Origin of the sequence: Methylocella sp., assembly GCF_044226135.1 — a bacterium.
Taxonomy (GTDB): domain Bacteria; phylum Pseudomonadota; class Alphaproteobacteria; order Rhizobiales; family Beijerinckiaceae; genus Methylocapsa.
In genome coordinates this window covers 1-17,556 of record NZ_JBGAHM010000052.1, presented here as the reverse complement: position 1 = coordinate 17,556, position 17,556 = coordinate 1, and the positions used below count along the sequence as shown (strand labels likewise).

Below are 17,556 nucleotides of genomic sequence, written 5' to 3'. Positions count from 1 at the left end.
GCCCTCGCCGCCGCCGTCACGGACGCGCGCGCCTTCATCATTCCCGACGAGCTCAACCTCGCCATGGCGGCGCTGGGCTTCGCGGCGGCGGCGGTCGACGCGCCTTACGCCCCGGGCGCGGCGATGGCCGAAGCCGCGGCGCGCGGCGCGGCGCTCGGCCTCGCCTTTCTCGGCCTGCGCGCGCTCTATCGCCTCTGGCGCGGGCGCGAGGGGCTCGGCCTTGGCGACGTCAAGCTCGCCGCCGTCGCCGGCGTCTGGCTCGGCTGGACGATCGTCCCGCTCGCCGTGGAGCTCGCGGCCCTCGCCGCGCTTCTGGCCTGCGCCGCGCTTCATGTTTCCGGCCGGCGTCTCGACCGCCTGACGCGGCTTCCCTTCGGCCTGTTCTTCGCGCCCGCGATCTGGCTCGGCTGGCTCGCGCAGAGCGGCGCCTTCGGCGTCTGGAGCCCTTCATGAAACGGCTGTCCGCGCAATGTCTCGCCATTGGCGCGGCGCTGGTCCTTGGCTGCGCCTGCGCGCTCGCGCAGTCGATGGAGCAGGGGCGCAGGGCGGCCGCCGCGCGCAATTACGTCAGGGCGGCGGAAATCTTCCTGCCGCACGCCGTCGCCGGCGACGCCGCGGCGCAGGCCTATCTCGGCCATATGTATGCGCAGGGCCAGGGCGTGCCGCAGAATTTCGTGGTCGCGGCGTCATGGTACCGCTGCGCCGCCAACCAGGGCCTCGCCAACGCGCAATATCAGCTCGGCCTCATGTATGACAAAGGGCAGGGCGTGCCGCAGGATTACGTGATGGCCTATGTCTGGCTCAATCTCGCGGTGGCGGGCGCGGGGCCGGAGCGCGAGCAATGGACGCGCATCCGTGACGCGGTGTCGTCCAAGCTGACCCTGCTCGAACGCCAGAGCGCGCAGCTGCTGGCCTTCTCGCAGCCGCCCGCGCAGCCCTGCCTGCCGATCGAGGTGAGGCTTTGACTTTGGCCGCGAAAATCGCGTAAGACCGCGGCTGCGCGGGTGTAGCTCAATGGTAGAGCAGCAGCCTTCCAAGCTGAATACGAGGGTTCGATTCCCTTCACCCGCTCCAGTCGTTTCAAGATGTCATGAGACGCTCGTCAAGATGTCATGAGACGCTCGCCGGCGCGGTCCCTGGACTTGGCGGCGCCCGTCAATAGGCCTCCGCCGCCGCGCCGTTCCGGCGTCCGCCTGCCTCGGCCGCGAGGATGCGCGCCAGCGGCTTGCGGCCGAACGTCAAAAACAGCGCCGGCGTCAGAAAGGCGTCGATCAGCGTCGCGCTGACGAGGCCGCCGAAGATCGTCGCCGCCACAGGATGCAGGATCTCGCGTCCCGGCTCGTCCGCGCCGAGAAGCAGCGGCGTGAGCGCGAGCCCCGCCGACAGCGCGGTCGTCAGCGCCGGCGTCATGCGTTCGAGGCTGCCGCGCACGATCAGCGCGGGGCCGAAGCGCTCGCCCTCATGCAGGGCGAGATTGACGTAATGGCTGATCTTCAGCACGCCGTTGCGCGCCGAAACGCCCGCGAGCGTGATGAAGCCCACCATGGAGGCGACCGACAGCGGCAGGCCCGCGAGGTTCAGCGCCGCGACCGCGCCGATCAGCGAGAGCGGGACGCTCGAAAGCACCATCAGCGCCAGCGCCGGCGAGCGATAGCGCTGCATGAGCAGGACGAAGATCAGCGCGAACGAGACGAGCGACAGCGCGCCGATCTGCTTCGCCGCCTCGGCCTGCGCCTCGAAGGCGCCTTCGAGGCTCATGCGATAGCCGGCCGGCGTCGGCGTTTCGGCGAGGATGCGCTCGACGTCGCGCGCGATCGCGGCCATGTCCCTGCGCCCGTCGCCGTTGCCGAGCACGACGATGCGCCGCTGCGCGTTCTCGCGCAGGATCTGGTTCGGCCCCTCGGTCTCGTCGACGTCGGCGACGAGGCGCAGCGGCGCATGGCCGGTCGGCGTCGGGATCAGCAGGTCGGAGAGGCCCGCCGTCGAGCGGTCGGCGTCGGCGAGCCGCAGTACCACGTCGAAGCGGCGATTGCCCTCGACGATCTGCGAGACCACGCGCCCGCCAGAGAGCGCTTCGAGCCCTTCGGTCACGGCTCCCGGCGTCAGCCCGTGGAGGGCGGCGCGCTCATGGTCGACGCGGACGCGAAGCTGCGGCGTGAGGGTCTGCTTCTCGACCTGAAGGTCGACGAGGCCCGGAACGTCGACAAGGCGCCGGCGCAGCGTTTCGGCAAGGTCGCGCAGCGTGTCGAGGTCGTCGCCGAAGATTTTTAGCGCGATCTCGGCGCGCACGCCCGACAGCATGTGGTCGAGCCGGTGGCCGATCGGCTGGCCGATGTTGATCGAGACGGGCAGGGGCGCGAGCGACGCCCTTATGTCGGCGGAAATTTCCTCCTTGCGCCGATGCGGGCGCTTCAGCGCGACGTCGAGGTCGGACGAATGGACGCCTTCGGCGTGTTCGTCGAGCTCGGCGCGCCCGGTCCGCCGCCCGACCGTCGCGACGTCGGGAATCTGCGCGGCCAGGCGCTCCGCCGCGCGGCCGAGCCGGTCCGATTCGGCGAGCGAGACGCCTGGCTGAAGCTGGAGCGTGACGACGAACGAGCCCTCGTTGAACGGCGGCAGGAAGGCGCGCGGCAAAAACGCGGCTCCAGCGACCGACGCCGCCACGGCGAGGCCGCCGGCGAGAAACAGGGCGCCCCTTTGCGTGAGCGCGGTTTGAAGCGCGCGCGCATAGACCCGCTTCAGCGCGCGCGCGAGCGGCGCGTCGCCCTCGCGCCTGCGCGGCCGGCCGGCGAGAAGGTAATAGGACAGGACCGGCGTCACGGTGACCGAGACGAGCAGGCTCGCGAGGATCGAGACGATGTAGGCCGCCCCGAGCGGGGCGAACAGCCGCCCCTCCATGCCCGACAGGGCGAACAGCGGAACGAACGCCGCGATCACGATCAGGGTGGCGTAGACGACGCCCGAGCGCACTTCCTGCGAGGCCATGGCGACGACCTCGAGCGCCGGGCGCGGATCGGGCCGCGCCGCGTTCTCTCCGAGCCGGCGCAAAATGTTCTCGACGTCGACGACCGCGTCGTCGACAAGCTCGCCGATGGCGATGGCGAGCCCGCCGAGCGTCATGGTGTTGATGGTGAGGCCGAAGGCGCTGAACGCCGCCGCCGTGGCGAGCAGCGAGAGCGGGATCGCCGTCAGCGAGATGGCCGCGGCGCGCAGGTTGGCGAGAAACAGGAGCAGCACGACGGCGACGACGCCCGTCGCCTCGATCAGCGCGCGTTCGACGTTGCCGATCGAGGCTTCGATGAAATCCGCCTGGCGGAACAGCACGGCCGTCGTCCTGACGCCGTTTGGCAGCGTGCGCTCGACGTCGGCGAGGACGGCCTCGACGCGGCGGGTGAGCGCGACCGTGTCGGCGCCGGGCTGCTTCTGCACCGAGACGATCACGGCGGGCTCGCCCTGAAAGCCCGCCGCGCCGCGCCGGGGGCGCGCCGCGAAGTCGACGCGGGCGACCTGCTTCAGCAGCACGGCCTGCCCGCGCCGCACCTCGACCACGGCGCCGGCAAGGTCTTCGAGGCGGCGCGTCAGCCCGAGGTTGCGGATCAGATATTCGCGCCCGTGCTGGTCGACGAAGCCGCCGCCGGTGTTGGCGCCGAAACGCGCGATCGCCGCCTCGATCTGGGCCGGCGTGACGTCGAGGCCGCGCAGGGCGGCGGGGTCGGGCGTGACGCGGTACTGGCGGACCTCGCCGCCCATGGGAATGACCTGCGCGACGCCGGGCAGGGTCAGGAGCTGCGGCCTGATGACGAAATCGGCGAGCTCGCGCGCCTCCATCGGCGACAGCGCCTCGCCCGTGACGGCGACGAGCAGGATCTCGCCCATGATGGACGAGATCGGCCCCATCTGCGGCCGCGCCGTGGGCGGCAGCTGGTCGCGGATCAGGGCGAGGCGCTCGGCGACGAGCTGGCGCGCCCGGAAGAGGTCCGTGTCCCAGTCGAATTCGACATAGACGACCGAGAGGCCGACGCCCGAGACCGAGCGCACGCGGCGCACGCCCGGCATGCCGTTCATGGCGGTCTCGACGGGAAAGCTGACGAGCTGTTCGACCTCCTGCGGGGCGAGCCCCGGAGCCTCGGTCATCAGCGTGACGGTCGGCCGGTTGAGGTCGGGCAGGACGTCGACGGGCAGGCGCGGCGCGAGAAAGGCGCCGTAGCCGACAAGCAGCAGGGCGGCCGCAAGCACCAGAACCCGGCGCTTCAGGCTCGCCGAAACGATCGCGCTGAACATCGCCGCGCCCTCACCGGATCTGGTTGACGAGCGAGGCGCCGCGCGTCACGACGCGCTCGCCCTCGTTGATCCCGCCATGGACGGCGACGCGTTCGGCGTCGAAGGGGGCGACGCGCGCCGGGCGGGGCGCGAAACGCTCCGGCCCTTCGTGCACGAACACCTGCGGCAGGCCGAAGTCGTCGCGCACGACCGCTTCGCGCGGCAGCAGGATCGCGTCGTAAGCCTCGCGCGTGCGTGCGAAAACCATGACCTTCTGGCCGACGTTGAGAACCGCCGGCGGGTCCTCGACGGAAAAATGCGCGACGCTCGCCTGCGCCTGCAAAGCGCGGCTCGACCCGAGCGGGCGCAGCGTCAGGGCCGCGCCGCCGTCGGTCGTCGCGGTCGCCTCGACGATCGCCGAAGGGTCAATCTCGCCATAGGCGAAAGCTTCGACCCTGAGGCTCGCCGGGTCGACGACTTCAAACAGGATGTCCTGCGCCTGCGCGACCTGGCCAGGGACCGCCTTCGCCGCCGAAATCACGCCGTCGACGGGCGCGCGCAAAACTTCCGGCGCGGCGCGGATCTGGCCCACGATGTCGCGGCGCCGCTTCAGCCCGGCGATCTCGATCTCGACGTCGATCAGCTGGCTTTTCGGCGTCGAGCCGCGCTCGGCGAGGGGGCGCAACCGCCGCAGCTTCGTCTCGGCGGCGGCGATCTGCTGCTCGATGTCGCCGACCTTTTCGGCGATGGTGGTGCGGTCGGCGAGCGGCAGCATGGGCTCGATTCCGGCCAGAATCTCGCCGCGCGCGACCTTCTGGCCAAGGCGCGGCAGCAGCCCCTCCGGCGGAGCGACGACGCGCCCGCCGTTGACGCTCTGCACCAGCCCCGAACGGTTGGGGTCGGCGATCACGCGCCCGCTCAGCCGGAAGGCTTTTTGCGCCGGCCCGGACCGGGCGACGGTCGTGCGCACCTCAAGCAGACGTTGCGAGACCTTGGGCACGAACAGCGCGCCGTCAGGCAGCCGTTTGGGCGCGTCGCGCGGAAGGGGCGGGGTTGCCGCGTGAGCCTCTTGCGGCTCGTCATCGTGGCCGGCGTCGCCGTCTTGAGCGAGGGCGACGGCGCCGAGCGCCGCAAGGAGCGCGAGCGCCAGGGCCGTGGCGGCGCCGGCGCGGCGCGGCCTCGCCAGAGCGAGCGCGACGGCGAAGCCCGACGCGAAGACCAAGGCGAGAAGAAGCGGCCGGTCGAGGTCGGCGCGCCACGGAGCCGGCGCGCGGGCGGGCGCGATCTTTTGCCCGGATTCGGGATGGAAATCGCCTTCGAGCCGGTCGTCGCCGGAGCGCGACGCGACGTCGAAAACCGCCTCGAAGGCGCGCTCCGGCGAGACCTGCGGCGACAGGAGCGTGTAAACCGCCTCGGGGCCGGCCCTCGCCGGGCGCGGCGTCGCGCCGTCGATCGAGACCGTTATGGCCGCGTCCCCGACCGGCGCGTTGCTGTCGAAATGGTCGAGCCAGATCGTCAGCCGGCCTTCGCCGACGACGGCGACGAGCTCATGGCGCGCCGAATGGGCGGCGAGGCGGGGCGCGGCGGCCGCGGGCTGCTCATGGCCATGGTCGTCGCCGCCATGGGCGAGGGCCGGGCCGGCGAGGGCGACAAGCAGCAGGCCGAGGGCCGCGCGCGAAAAACGGCGCGGAAAACGGAACGGGCCGCGGCGAAGCGCCTCGGCGGCGAAGGGGAGGGCGGACAGAAACATCAGACGCGGCCTTTTCTCGACGCGACGCGAAACCGCGCCGCGGCTTGAGGCCGGGCGCGGGCTTCAGACGGCGGAGAGAGGCCGGGGCGGGCGCATCAGGCCGCGCGTCTCGGCGTCGGGCGCGCCGAGAATGGCCCTGAGCCGAAAAACGGCGGCCGGACGCGGCGCGACGAGGGCGAGGCCGGCCGCGGGGCGCGAGGGAACGAAGCTCGCGCAGCAATGCGCGTCCGCGCCCTGAAGGCCGGGCGTCTTGGTGCCGGGCGTCTTGGAGTCGGGCGTCTCGGAGTGGGGCGACTTGGAGTGGGGCGACTTGGACCCGTCGCCGTCGGGAGCGCCATGATGGGGAATCGCGGCCGCCGCGGCGCTCTGGACCTGAGCGCCGTCGATCTGAGCGCCCTCGATATGAGCGCCCTGAACATGCGCGTCTGCGACGCGCGCGCCGGCGTGGCCGGGGCACGCGCCCGCGCCGGCCAGCAGGAAGGCCGCAATCGCGGCCAACGCCGCAAAAGCGACGAAGCGGCGAACAACGGACGTTTGGCCGGAGCGCGACAGACGCAACGAAACGAACCCTCAAGGCCGACGCTCAGGCGTCGGACGCCACGATAATCTGATATACGCAGGCGGGACGGCGCGGGCAAGGCGCGGGCGGCGCGGGCCTTTCGGCCGACCCCGCGTTGACGCCGCGGCGGAGGCGGGGCTAAGCCAGCGTCCAAAGGGAGGACGCGATGAGCGAGAGCGAAGTCGTCATCGAAACCCGCGGCGCCTGCGGCGTCGCGACGCTGAATCGACCGGCCGCGCTGAACGCGCTGACCGCCGGCATGATCGTCGCGCTCGCCGAAGCGATGGACCGATGGGAGCGCGACTCCGCCGTCGCGAGCGTCGCCGTCCGCGGCGCGGGCGGGCGCGCCTTCTGCGCCGGGGCCGACATCCGCGCGCTCTATGAACTCGGCAGGGCCGGGAGGCGCGCGGAGCAGGTCGCCTTCTTCCACGACGAATACAATCTCGACCGTCGCATCGCGCGCTTCGCCAAGCCGGTCGTCGCGCTCGTCGACGGAGTGGTCATGGGCGGCGGCGCGGGCCTTTCGGTCAACGCCCGCCATTGCGTCGCGGGAGACAGAATCACCTTCGCCATGCCCGAGACCGGCATCGGCTTCTTTCCGGACGTCGGGGCGACGAGCTTCCTGCCGCGCGCGGGCGGGGCGATCGCCGCCTATCTCGGCCTCACCGCCGCGCGGATCGCGACGGGCGACATGGTCGCGCTGGGGCTTGCGACCGCCCATGTCCCCACGGCGCGCCACGACGCCCTGCTCGACCGCCTGTGCGCGGGAGAGGAGGCCGCCGCCGCGATCGGCGCGGAATCGGCGACAGCCCCCGCCGCCGCGCTCGAGGCCGACCGCGCGACGATCGAGCGCTGCTTCGGCGCGGACTCGATCGCCGACATCGCCGCGCGGCTCGCGGCCGACCCGTCGGACTTCGCGCGCGCCGCGCTTGAGGCGATGCGCGCCAAGTCGCCGACGAGCCTCGCCGTCGCGCTGCGCCAGATGCGCATGGGCGCGGGGCTCGCGCTCGAGGACGCGCTGCGCCTCGAATTCCGCATCGCCCAGCGTATTCTCGCCGGCCATGACTATTATGAAGGCGTGCGCGCCGTGATCGTCGACAAGGACCACAAGCCGCAATGGCGCCCGGCCGGGCTCGACGCGCCGACTCAGGCCGAGATCGACGCCTATTTCGCCCCGCTCGACGAGGAGCTCTCCTTCACGCGCAAGACGGCGCTCGCGGGATGACCTTCCTGTCGCGTCGCGAGGAGCGGGCCGAGCGCGAGAAGCCGCCTTCGGGCTCGGCGCCGATCAGGCTCGGCGAAAGCCGCGGCGAGCAGGAGCGCTCGCACTGGGCGCTCGCGCTGGTGCTGTTCATGCGCGCGCTCGCCGTCGTGTGGATGGTCCAGGGCCTGTCGAGCTGGGCGGCGATCCTGACTCCGTCCGAGCCGATTTTCGAGACGTTTGGCGTGAGCTTCGCCGTGGCGACGGCGTTCTTCGCGGTGCTCGACCTCGTCGCCTCGGTGGGGCTGTGGCTCGCGACGCCCTGGGGCGGCGTGCTGTGGCTTTTGAGCGCGATCGCGCAGATCGGCGCCGTCTTCGCCGTGCCGAACTTTACGCCGCGCTTCTGGATCGTCGGCGACGTCGTCCTGATCGTGGTCTATTTTTTCCTGACCTGGCAGGCGGGGCGCCCGCGCGACGCCGGCGACGGGCGCTGAGGGGCGGGCGCTGAGGGGCGGGCGAGGAAAGCGCGCGTTCCGGCCGCCATTCGTTCAAATGTCGTGTAAACGTCATGAATTAAGGCCACTTATTCGGCTAATCCAGCCAAGTCTCGGTTCGGGCGGGCTTCGGGCCAGCCGGATTTCGGCTGCGGCAGGGCGCAGGCGCCAGGGTCTTGTCGACCGACGCGCCAGCGCTCGCGCAAAGACGTTCAAAAAAGGAAGCCGCACATGACGTCGGAAGTCGAAGACCCTTCAAGGCCGCCGGCGAAGCGGCCGGACGGCGGGCGGCGCACGGCGCGCGGCCGGACCCAGCCCGACGCGCCGGCCGAGCCGGAAACGGTCGAAGCCATGATCGTGCTGCCGGCCGAAGGCGACGACGCCGACGTGTTCGACACCGAGATCGAGATCGCCGCCGAGCCCGATTTCGCCACCGCCGCGGCCATCGCCGACGAAGCCGGCCCGGCGCCGCTGCCGGAGCGCGCGATCGACGAGGGCATGCGCGATTCGGACATCCACCAGTCGCCGCGCCGCTTCGTGAACCGCGAGCTGTCCTGGCTCGAATTCAACTGGCGCGTCCTGCAGGAGGCCTCGAACCGCAATCATCCGCTGCTCGAGCAGCTGCGCTTCGTGGCCATTTCGGCGACCAATCTCGACGAGTTCTTCATGGTTCGCGTCGCCGGCCTGCGCGGGCAGGTGCGCGAGGGCGTCATGACGCCTTCGGAAGACGGGCTCGTTCCGACCCAGCAGCTCGCGCGGATCAGGGAGCGCGCCTCGCTGCTGACGGTCGAGCAGCAGCGCCGCTGGCGCGAGCTGCGCGGCGAATTGTCCGAAGTCGGCATCGTGCTCGCCGATCCCGGCGGCCTCGACGACGTCGACAGGGCGTGGCTCGAGCAATATTTTCTGGCCCATGTGTTTCCGGTGCTGACGCCGCTCGCCATCGACCCGGCGCATCCGTTCCCCTTCATTCCGAATTTCGGGCTTTCGATCGCGCTCGAACTCGCGAGCGCCGACCACAAGATCTCCAAGGCGCTGATCCGCCTGCCGACCAAGATCCAGCGCTTCGTGCGCCTGCCCGCGCATGAATGTCATCCCGGCCAGCGCTTCGTCGCGGTCGAGCATGTCATCGCGATGTTCACGCACAAGCTCTTTCCGCGCTATCGCGTGCGCGGCGCCGGGCTCTTCCGCGTCATCCGCGACAGCGACCTCGAAGTCGAGGAGGAGGCGGAGGATCTCGTCCTTCTGTTCGAGACCGCGCTCAAGCGCCGCCGTCTCGGCTCGGTCATCCGTCTCGAATTCGACAGCGCGACGCCCGAGGAGCTGCGCGCCTTCGTGGAGCAGGATCTCGACGTCGAGCCTGGCGAGGTCTCCGTCCTCGACGGCATGCTGGCGCTGAGCGACCTGTCGGAGATCGTCGGGCTCGACCGGCCCGAGCTCAAGTTCAAGCCCTACAACCCGCGCTTTCCCGAGCGCCTGCGCGACAATGGCGGCGACTGCTTCGCGGCCATCAAGCAGAAAGACCTCGTCGTCCACCACCCTTATGAATCCTTCGACGTCGTGGTGCAGTTCCTGAACCAGGCGGCGGCCGATCCGAACGTCGTCGCGATCAAGCAGACGCTCTACCGCACCTCGTCGGACAGCCCGATCGTGCGGGCCCTGATCGAGGCGGCCGAGGCCGGCAAGTCGGTGACCGCGCTCGTCGAGCTCAAGGCCCGCTTTGACGAGGCCGCCAACATCCGCTGGGCGCGCGACCTTGAGCGCGCCGGCGTGCAGGTGGTGTTCGGCTTCATCGAGCTCAAGACCCACGCCAAGCTGTCGATGGTGGTGCGCCGCGAGGCCGGCGGGCTCGCCACCTACTGCCATGTCGGCACCGGCAACTACCACCCGATCACCGCGAAGATCTACACCGACATCTCCTTCTTCACGGCCGATCCCGCGGTGGGGCGCGACGTCTCGCGCATCTTCAACTACATCACCGGCTACGCCGAGCCCGAAGGGCTCGAACTGATGGCGGTGTCGCCGATCTCGCTCAAGAGCCAGCTTTTGCAGCACATCGACGAGGAGATCGCCTTCGCGAAGCAGGGCAAGCGCGCGGCGATCTGGGCGAAATGCAACTCGCTGGTCCATCCCGAGATCATCGACGCCTTCTACCGCGCGAGCCAGGCGGGCGTGTCGATCGACCTCGTGGTGCGCGGCATCTGCTGCCTGCGCCCGGGCGTGCCCGGGCTCTCCGACAACATCCGCGTCAAGTCGATCATCGGGCGCTTTCTGGAGCATGCGCGCATCTACGCCTTCGGCGCGGGCCACGGCCTGCCGCATCCCAGGGCGAAGGTCTATATCTCGTCGGCCGACCTGATGCAGCGCAACCTCGACCGCCGCGTCGAGGCGCTCGCGCCAATCCTCAACCCGACGGTGCACGAGCAGGTGCTCGACCAGATCATGGTCGCCAATCTGATCGACAACCAGCAGAGCTACCGGGTGTTGCCGGACGGCTCCTCGGCGCGCATCCAGGCGTCTTCGGGCGTCGAGCCGTTCAACGCCCATTCCTATTTCATGACCAACCCGAGTCTCTCCGGCCGTGGAAAATCCCTCAAGACCTCCAGCCCCAAAACCCTCTATAAGAGGCTGGAAGGACATTGACGCGCGGCCGAAGCCGGAGTCGGGCCCGGTCGCCATCGTCGACATCGGCTCGAACTCCGTGCGGCTCGTGGCCTATGAGGGCCTGAGCCGCGCGCCGCGCCAGATCTTCAACGAGAAATCGCTCTGCGCGCTCGGCCATGGCGTCGCCCTGACCGGGCTCCTGCCCAAGGACGGCATGGACAAGGCGATCGCCGCCTTGCGGCGCTTCCGCGTGCTGCTCGACATTTTGGAGGTCCGCGAGGCGCATGTGCTCGCCACCGCCGCGGCGCGCGACGCCAGCAACGGGGCGAGCTTTCTCGAAGCCGCCTCGACGGCGATCGGCCGCGAGATTTCGCTGATCCCGGGCGCGCGCGAGGCTGAGCTTTCGGCCCATGGCGTCGTGTCGAGCTTCCACCGGCCGGACGGCGTCGTCGGCGACCTTGGCGGCGGCTCGCTCGAACTCGTCGACGTCAAGGGCGCGCAGGTGCTGAAAGGCGTGAGCCTGCCGCTCGGCGGCCTCACGCTCATCGACGCCTCGAAGCAGTCGCCGCGGTCGGCCGCCAAGATCACGCGGGAGGCGCTGCTGAAGCAGGGGCGCGTCATGGAGCGCCTCGCCGGGCGGACCTTCTACGCCGTCGGCGGCACCTGGCGCGCCTTCGCCAAGCTGCACATGCGCCAGCGCAACTATCCGCTCGCGGTGATGCACGGCTACGCCATTCCGGCGCAGGACGCTTCGGATTTCGCGGGCGTCGTGGCGCGGGTGAGCACGGAGACGCTGCTCGGCATCGACGCGGTCAACGCCCAGCGCCGGCCGCTGCTGCCCTATGGCGCGGCGGTGATCGGCGAGATCATCCGCCAGGCGAAGCCGAAGGAGATCATGATTTCGAGCGCCGGCGTGCGCGAGGGGCTGCTTTACGAGATGCTCGACGCGCATGAACGGCGGATCGATCCGCTCATCAGCGCCGCCGCCGCCGCCAATCTCCTGTTCTCGCGCGCGCCGCGCCACGCCGAGGATCTTTGCGACTGGACCGACCATTTCATGAAGACCACGCATCTCGAGGAGCTTCCTGAAGAAAGGCGCCTGCGTCACGCCGCCTGCCTGCTCGCCGACGTCAACTGGCGCGCGCACCCGGACTATCGCAGCGAGGAAAGCGTCAATCTGATCGAGAATTCGTCGCTGACGGGCATCGACCATGCGGGCCGGGCGTTCCTGGCGCTCACCATGGCGTATCGCTATCTCGGCCTCGACGACGACGAGGTGAGCCCGCAGATGCGCGCGCTCGCCTCGGCGCGCATGCTCGACCGGGCGCGCATCCTCGCCGCGGCGCTGCGGCTCGCCTATATCGCCTCCGGAGCCATGCCGGGCGTCCTGCCGCGCGCGCCGCTCGCCTGCGCCAAGGACAAGGTGACGCTGACGCTCGCGCCCGAGCTCGCCGACCTCGCGAGCGACCGGCTTTACAGCCGCGTCAAGCAGCTCGCCCGGCTGATCGGACGCGAGGCGAACATCGCCGTCGCGCGGGGCTGAAGGCCGGTCCTTCAGCCTTCGGCGTCATGCCATTCGAGCACGGTCACCCGTCCGCGCTCGACAGTCAGGGCGAGCCGGCCGCGCTTGAGCTCCAGCGCCTTTTCGCCGAACAGCTCGCGCCGCCAGCCGGTCAGCGCCGGAATCCGGGCGTCGTCGTCGGCGGCGATGGCCTCGAGATCCTCGACGTTGGCGATCATCTTGGCCGCGACGCCATGGCTCTCGCTGATCTGGCGCAAAAGCACCTTCAGAAGCTCGACGGTCGCGCCATTGCCGCCCTGGCGGCGGTCGCGGTCGAGCTTTGGCAGCGTCTTCGGGTCGCGGGCGAGGCCGCGTTCGATCGCGCCGAGAATGTCGCCGCCCGCGCGCGAGCGCTCCATGCCGCGCGGAAAGGCGCGCAGATTGCCGAGCGCCTCGGCCGTGCGCGGGGCGGCGAGCGCCAGCTCGACCAGAACGTCGTCCTTGAGCACGCGTGAGCGCGGCACGTCGCGCGCCTGCGCCTCCGCCTCGCGCCAGGCCGCGATCTCCATCAGGACGGAGAGGTCGCGCGGCTTGCGCACGCGCCCGCGCAGCCGCTCCCAGGCGTTCTCGGGATGCTGCTCATAGGTCGAGGGCGAGGTCAGAAGCGTCATCTCGTCGCTGAGCCAGCCAAGCCGGCCGCTTTCCGCCAGCTTGCGGCGCAGGAAGGTGTAGATGTCGCGCAGATGGGTGACGTCGGCGATGGCGTAGTCGATCTGCGCCGGCAGGAGCGGGCGGCGCGACCAGTCGGTGAAGCGCGAGGATTTGTCGAGCGAAACCTTGCAGACCGTCTGCACCAGGTCGCCGTAAGAAACCTGGTCGCCGAAGCCGCAGACCATGGCCGCGACCTGCGTGTCGAACAGCGGCGCGGGAATGAGCTTGGCGAGATTCCAGACGATCTCGAGGTCCTGGCGCGCGGCGTGGAAGACCTTGACGACGCCGGCGTCGGCCATCAGCTCGAACAGCGGCGCGAGGTCGATCCCCTCGGCCATGGCGTCGATCGCCGCCGCCTCGTCGGGGGAGGCGAGCTGCACGACGCAGAGCTTCGGCCAGAAGGTCGTCTCGCGCAGGAACTCAGTGTCGACCGTGACAAAAGGATGGGTCTTGAGGCGCCGGCAGAGGTCCGCCAGCTCCTGCGTCGTCGTGATCACCTTCATGAAGACCTTCAATAATGCAAAGCCGCCCCTGCGGCTACAGGCCGAAACCTTGACTTGGGCGCCGGGGCGTGCCTTTTCCCGCCATCTTTTTCCCAAGGCCGGCGAGACGATGCACCGCTACCGTTCCCATAGCTGCGGCGACCTCCGCGAATCCGACGCCGGCTCGAGCGTCCGGCTGTCCGGCTGGTGCCACCGCATCCGCGACCATGGCGGCGTGCTGTTCATTGACCTGCGCGACCATTACGGCCTTACCCAATGCGTCGTCGACCCTGATTCGCCGGCCTTCACGCTCGCCGAGAAGCTGCGCTCCGAATGGGTCGTGCGCTTCGACGGGCTGGTGCGCAAGCGGCCCGCCGGCACCGAGAACGTCGAGATGCCGACCGGCCTCGTCGAGCTTTACGTGACCGAGATCGAGGTTCTGGGCCCGGCCGCCGAACTTCCGCTGCCGGTGTTCGGCGAGCAGAACTACCCGGAAGAGATGCGGCTGCGCTATCGCTTTCTCGACCTGCGCCGCGAGAAGCTCCACAATAACATCATGCTGCGCGGCCGGGTGATCGATTCGCTGCGCGCGCGCATGAAGGAGCGCGGCTTCTTCGAATTCCAGACGCCGATCCTGACCGCCTCGAGCCCCGAAGGCGCGCGCGACTTTCTGGTGCCCTCGCGTCTGCACGGCGGCAAGTTCTACGCGCTGCCGCAGGCGCCGCAGCAGTTCAAGCAGCTTCTGATGACGGCGGGCTTCGACCGCTATTTCCAGATCGCGCCCTGTTTCCGCGACGAGGACCTGCGCGCCGACCGCAGCCTCGAATTCTACCAGCTCGACATCGAGATGAGCTTCGTGACGCAGGAAGACGTCTTCGGCGTGGTCGAGCCGGTGCTGCGCGGCGTGTTCGAGGCGTTCGGCGAAGGCTACGCGGTCACGCCGAAGTTCCCGCGCATCCCCTATGCCGAAGCCATGCTGAAATATGGCTCGGACAAGCCGGACCTGCGCAATCCCATCCTCATCGCCGACGTGACGCAGGTTTTCGCGCGCGAGGACGTGAGCTTCAACGCCTTCAAGAACGTGGTTAAGAAGGGCGGCGTGGTGCGCGCCATTCCGGCCCCGGGCGCGGCGGGCCAGCCGCGCAGCTTCTTCGACAAGCTCAACGACTGGGCGAGGGGCGAGGGCGCCGCGGGCCTCGGCTATGTGATCTTCGAGGGCGAGGCCGGCGCGCCGGTCGGCAAGGGGCCGATCGCCAAGTTCATTCCGGCCGAGGCGCAGAAGCTCATCGCCGCGGCGGCGGGCGTCGGCCCCGGCGACGCGGTGTTTTTCGCCTGCGACGCGGCGGAGCGGGCGGCGAAGCTCGCGGGCGCGGCGCGGCTGCGCATCGGCAACGAACTGGGCCTCACCAAAAGCGGCGTCTTCGAGTTCTGCTGGATCGTCGACTTCCCCATGTATGAATGGAACGAGGACGAGAAGAAGATCGACTTCTCCCACAATCCGTTCTCCATGCCCAATTTCGACGTCGAGGCTTTCCTGGAGCTTGATCCGGCCGATTCCGGGAAGATTCTGGCGATCAACGCCTTTCAGTATGACGTCGTGTGCAACGGGTTCGAGCTGTCGTCGGGCGCGATCCGAAACCATCGCCCCGACGTCATGCGCAAGGCCTTTGCGCTCGCCGGCTACGACGAAAGCGTGCTGGAGCAGAAATTTTCGGGGCTTTACCGCGCCTTCCAGTATGGCGCGCCGCCGCATGGCGGCATCGCGCCGGGGGTCGACCGCATCGTCATGCTGCTCGCCGGCGAAGAGAATCTGCGCGAGATCGTCGCCTTCCCGATGAATCAGCGCGGCGAGGATCTTCTGCTCGGGGCGCCCTCGACCGTCACGCCGAAGCAGCTGCGCGAGCTGTCGATCAAGGTCAATCTGCCCGAAACGTGAGGCCGCGCCGAAATGGGCGGCGGTCCGGCGCGTCTTTGACGCGTGGATGGATAAACAATAGGCGTTTGGCGCGACGCCCGTTCTTCCGGGCGGGAACGCGGATTGCTATAAACGGCTGGCTTTGTCGGCGGCTCGATGCCTGCACGCAGCGGCGGGCGAGCTTCGTCCGGCGGAACGCGGGTGTCGTGCATTGTCCATTTCGGCCGCCATCTATCATCTTACCCACTATAAATACGACCGTCCGGCGGCGCTTGGCCCGCAGATCGTGCGGCTGCGCCCGGCGCCGCACTCGCGCACGCGTATCCTCAACTACAGCCTCAAGGTTTCGCCGCCCGACCATTTCGTGAACTGGCAGCAGGACCCGCACAACAACTGGCAGGCGCGCTTCGTCTTCCCGGAGAAGGTGACGGAGTTCAAGATCGAGGTGGACCTCACGGTCGACCTCTCGGTCGTCAATCCGTTCGATTTCTTCATCGAACCCTACGCCGAGCATTTTCCCTTCGCCTATGAGCCCGAGCTCAAGGCCGATCTCGCGCCCTATCTCCAGGCCGATCCCGTCGGCCCGCAGCTCGCCGCCTATCTCGCCGCGATGCCGCGCGAGAAGAAGCACATCGTCGATTATCTCGTCGACCTCAACATCGCCCTCTCCAAGAAGATCAAATATCTGATCCGCATGGAGCCCGGCGTGCAGGAGCCCGAGGAGACGCTGACGCTCTCGTCCGGCTCGTGCCGCGATTCGGCGTGGCTGCTGGTGCAGATCCTGCGCAACCTCGGCCTCGCCGCCCGATTCGTGTCGGGCTACCTCATCCAGCTCAAGGCCGACATCGAGCCGATCGAGGGGCCGAAGGGCACGCAGGTCGACTTCACCGACCTGCACGCCTGGGCCGAGGTCTATCTGCCCGGCGCCGGCTGGATCGGCATGGACGCGACCTCCGGCATGTTCTGCGCCGAGGGGCATATTCCGGTTTCGGCGACGCCGCATTATTCCTCGGCCGCGCCGATTTCTGGCGGAATCGAGATGGACGTCGGCGTCGACTTCGCCTTTGACATGAAAGTCACGCGCGTCGCCGAGAAGCCGCGCATCACCATGCCCTTCTCGGACGAGGCCTGGGAGAAGCTCGACGCGCTCGGCGAAAGGGTCGACGCGGATCTTCTGCGCCAGGACGTGCGCCTGACCATGGGCGGCGAGCCGACCTTCGTCTCGATCGACGATTTCGAATCCTCCGAATGGAACACCGCCGCCGTCGGCGCGACCAAGCGCTCCTTCGCCGACGCGCTGATCCGCCGCATCCGCTCGCGCGTGGCGCCGGGCGGCCTGCTGCATTACGGGCAGGGCAAATGGTATCCGGGCGAGTCGCTGCCGCGCTGGGGCTTCTCGCTCTACTGGCGCAAAGACGGCCAGCCGATCTGGAGCGATCCCCAGCTGATCGACGCCGTCGGCCGCACGCGCGCGCCCGATCAGGAGGAGGAGCCTGAAAAGGCGCATGTCGCCTTCACCGACCAGCAGCGCGACGCGGCGGAGAAGATCGCCAAGGGAGTCGCGGATTTCCTCGGCGTCAGCCAGGACTGCGTGCTGCCGGCCTATGAGGACCCGGCCGTCTGGCTCGTCAAGGAAGGCGCGCTGCCCGACAACGTCAGTCCGCTCGATCCCAAGATCGAAGACCCTGAAGAGCGCAACCGCATGATCCGGGCCTTCGCCCGCGGGCTCACCAAGCCCACGGGCTACGTTCTGCCGGTGCAGCGCTGGAACTCGCCGGTGCTTTCGCCGGGGCGCGGCTGGACCTCCGAGAAATGGTGCCTGCGCCGCGGCAAGCTGTTCCTTGTGCCGGGCGATTCGCCCGTCGGCTATCGCCTGCCGCTCAGTTCGCTGCCCTATCTCGCGCCGGCGAGTTTTCCGCATGTGACGCCGCAGGACCCGCTCGAGGAGCGCGACCCGCTGCCCGACGCCGACAAGATTCGCGACCGGCTGCGGCGCTTCGAGAAGACCGCCGCGCCGCCCGTCCAGCGCCAGACGGTCGTCGAGCAGACGCCGATCGAGGGATCGGTGCGCACGGCGCTGAG

At 69.5% G+C, this 17,556-nt stretch carries 12 protein-coding genes and 1 tRNA gene; 9 read left to right on the top strand and 4 right to left on the bottom strand.

What is annotated here, in order from left to right:
• From ACILRB_RS15115 to ACILRB_RS15105, 3 genes are all read left to right on the top strand, one after another.
• Window positions 1-453 (top strand): prepilin peptidase (locus ACILRB_RS15115; protein ID WP_395667123.1); only part of this gene is annotated, 453 nt, incomplete at its 5' end.
• Window positions 450-965: a tetratricopeptide repeat protein gene (locus ACILRB_RS15110; protein ID WP_395667122.1), complete on the top strand. Its 516-nt coding sequence runs from the start codon at window positions 450-452 to the stop codon at window positions 963-965. The genes ACILRB_RS15115 and ACILRB_RS15110, both read left to right, overlap by 4 nt.
• 35 nt (window positions 966-1,000) lie before the next feature.
• A tRNA-Gly gene (locus tag ACILRB_RS15105) sits at window positions 1,001-1,074 on the top strand.
• 81 nt (window positions 1,075-1,155) lie between these two features.
• On the opposite strand, the gene ACILRB_RS15100 is transcribed toward ACILRB_RS15105, so the two are convergent.
• From ACILRB_RS15100 to ACILRB_RS15090, 3 genes are all read right to left on the bottom strand, one after another.
• Window positions 1,156-4,281: an efflux RND transporter permease subunit gene (locus tag ACILRB_RS15100; RefSeq protein WP_395667121.1), complete on the bottom strand. Its 3,126-nt coding sequence runs from the start codon at window positions 4,279-4,281 to the stop codon at window positions 1,156-1,158.
• A 10-nt stretch (window positions 4,282-4,291) separates the two neighbouring features.
• A complete protein-coding gene (locus ACILRB_RS15095; RefSeq protein ID WP_395667120.1) occupies window positions 4,292-6,010 on the bottom strand; it encodes an efflux RND transporter periplasmic adaptor subunit in 1,719 nt (572 codons plus the stop codon).
• Window positions 6,011-6,073: 63 nt separating this feature from the next.
• The gene (locus ACILRB_RS15090; protein WP_395667119.1) at window positions 6,074-6,508 is read right to left on the bottom strand and encodes a hypothetical protein; all 435 of its coding nucleotides are present in this window, start codon (window positions 6,506-6,508) and stop codon (window positions 6,074-6,076) included.
• 227 nt (window positions 6,509-6,735) lie between these two features.
• Here ACILRB_RS15090 and ACILRB_RS15085 point away from each other — a divergent pair, with 227 nt between their 5' ends.
• The 4 genes from ACILRB_RS15085 to ACILRB_RS15070 all read left to right on the top strand — a co-directional run bounded on the left by ACILRB_RS15085 (window position 6,736) and on the right by ACILRB_RS15070 (window position 12,408).
• Window positions 6,736-7,794, top strand: a complete 1,059-nt coding sequence (locus tag ACILRB_RS15085; RefSeq protein ID WP_395667118.1) for an enoyl-CoA hydratase/isomerase family protein — start codon at window positions 6,736-6,738, stop codon at window positions 7,792-7,794.
• Window positions 7,791-8,264: a DUF6163 family protein gene (locus ACILRB_RS15080; protein WP_395667117.1), complete on the top strand. Its 474-nt coding sequence runs from the start codon at window positions 7,791-7,793 to the stop codon at window positions 8,262-8,264. Before ACILRB_RS15085 ends, ACILRB_RS15080 begins: the two co-directional genes overlap by 4 nt.
• Window positions 8,265-8,615: 351 nt before the next feature.
• Window positions 8,616-10,904, top strand: a complete 2,289-nt coding sequence (locus ACILRB_RS15075) for an RNA degradosome polyphosphate kinase (protein WP_395667124.1) — start codon at window positions 8,616-8,618, stop codon at window positions 10,902-10,904.
• Window positions 10,843-12,408: a Ppx/GppA family phosphatase gene (locus ACILRB_RS15070; protein ID WP_395667116.1), complete on the top strand. Its 1,566-nt coding sequence runs from the start codon at window positions 10,843-10,845 to the stop codon at window positions 12,406-12,408. The genes ACILRB_RS15075 and ACILRB_RS15070 overlap by 62 nt, the downstream gene beginning before the upstream one ends.
• A gap of 11 nt (window positions 12,409-12,419) precedes the next feature.
• On the opposite strand, the gene rnd is transcribed toward ACILRB_RS15070, so the two are convergent.
• On the bottom strand, window positions 12,420-13,580 hold the full coding sequence (gene rnd, locus ACILRB_RS15065) for a ribonuclease D (RefSeq protein WP_395667115.1): 1,161 nt from the start codon (window positions 13,578-13,580) through the stop codon (window positions 12,420-12,422).
• Window positions 13,581-13,689: 109 nt separating this feature from the next.
• Here rnd and aspS point away from each other — a divergent pair, with 109 nt between their 5' ends.
• Both aspS and ACILRB_RS15055 read left to right on the top strand, forming a co-directional pair.
• Window positions 13,690-15,495: an aspartate--tRNA ligase gene (gene aspS / locus ACILRB_RS15060; RefSeq protein WP_395667114.1), complete on the top strand. Its 1,806-nt coding sequence runs from the start codon at window positions 13,690-13,692 to the stop codon at window positions 15,493-15,495.
• Between the two features lie 190 nt (window positions 15,496-15,685).
• Window positions 15,686-17,556, top strand: a 1,871-nt coding sequence (locus ACILRB_RS15055) for a transglutaminase family protein (protein ID WP_395667113.1), incomplete at its 3' end; no start/stop codon positions are given.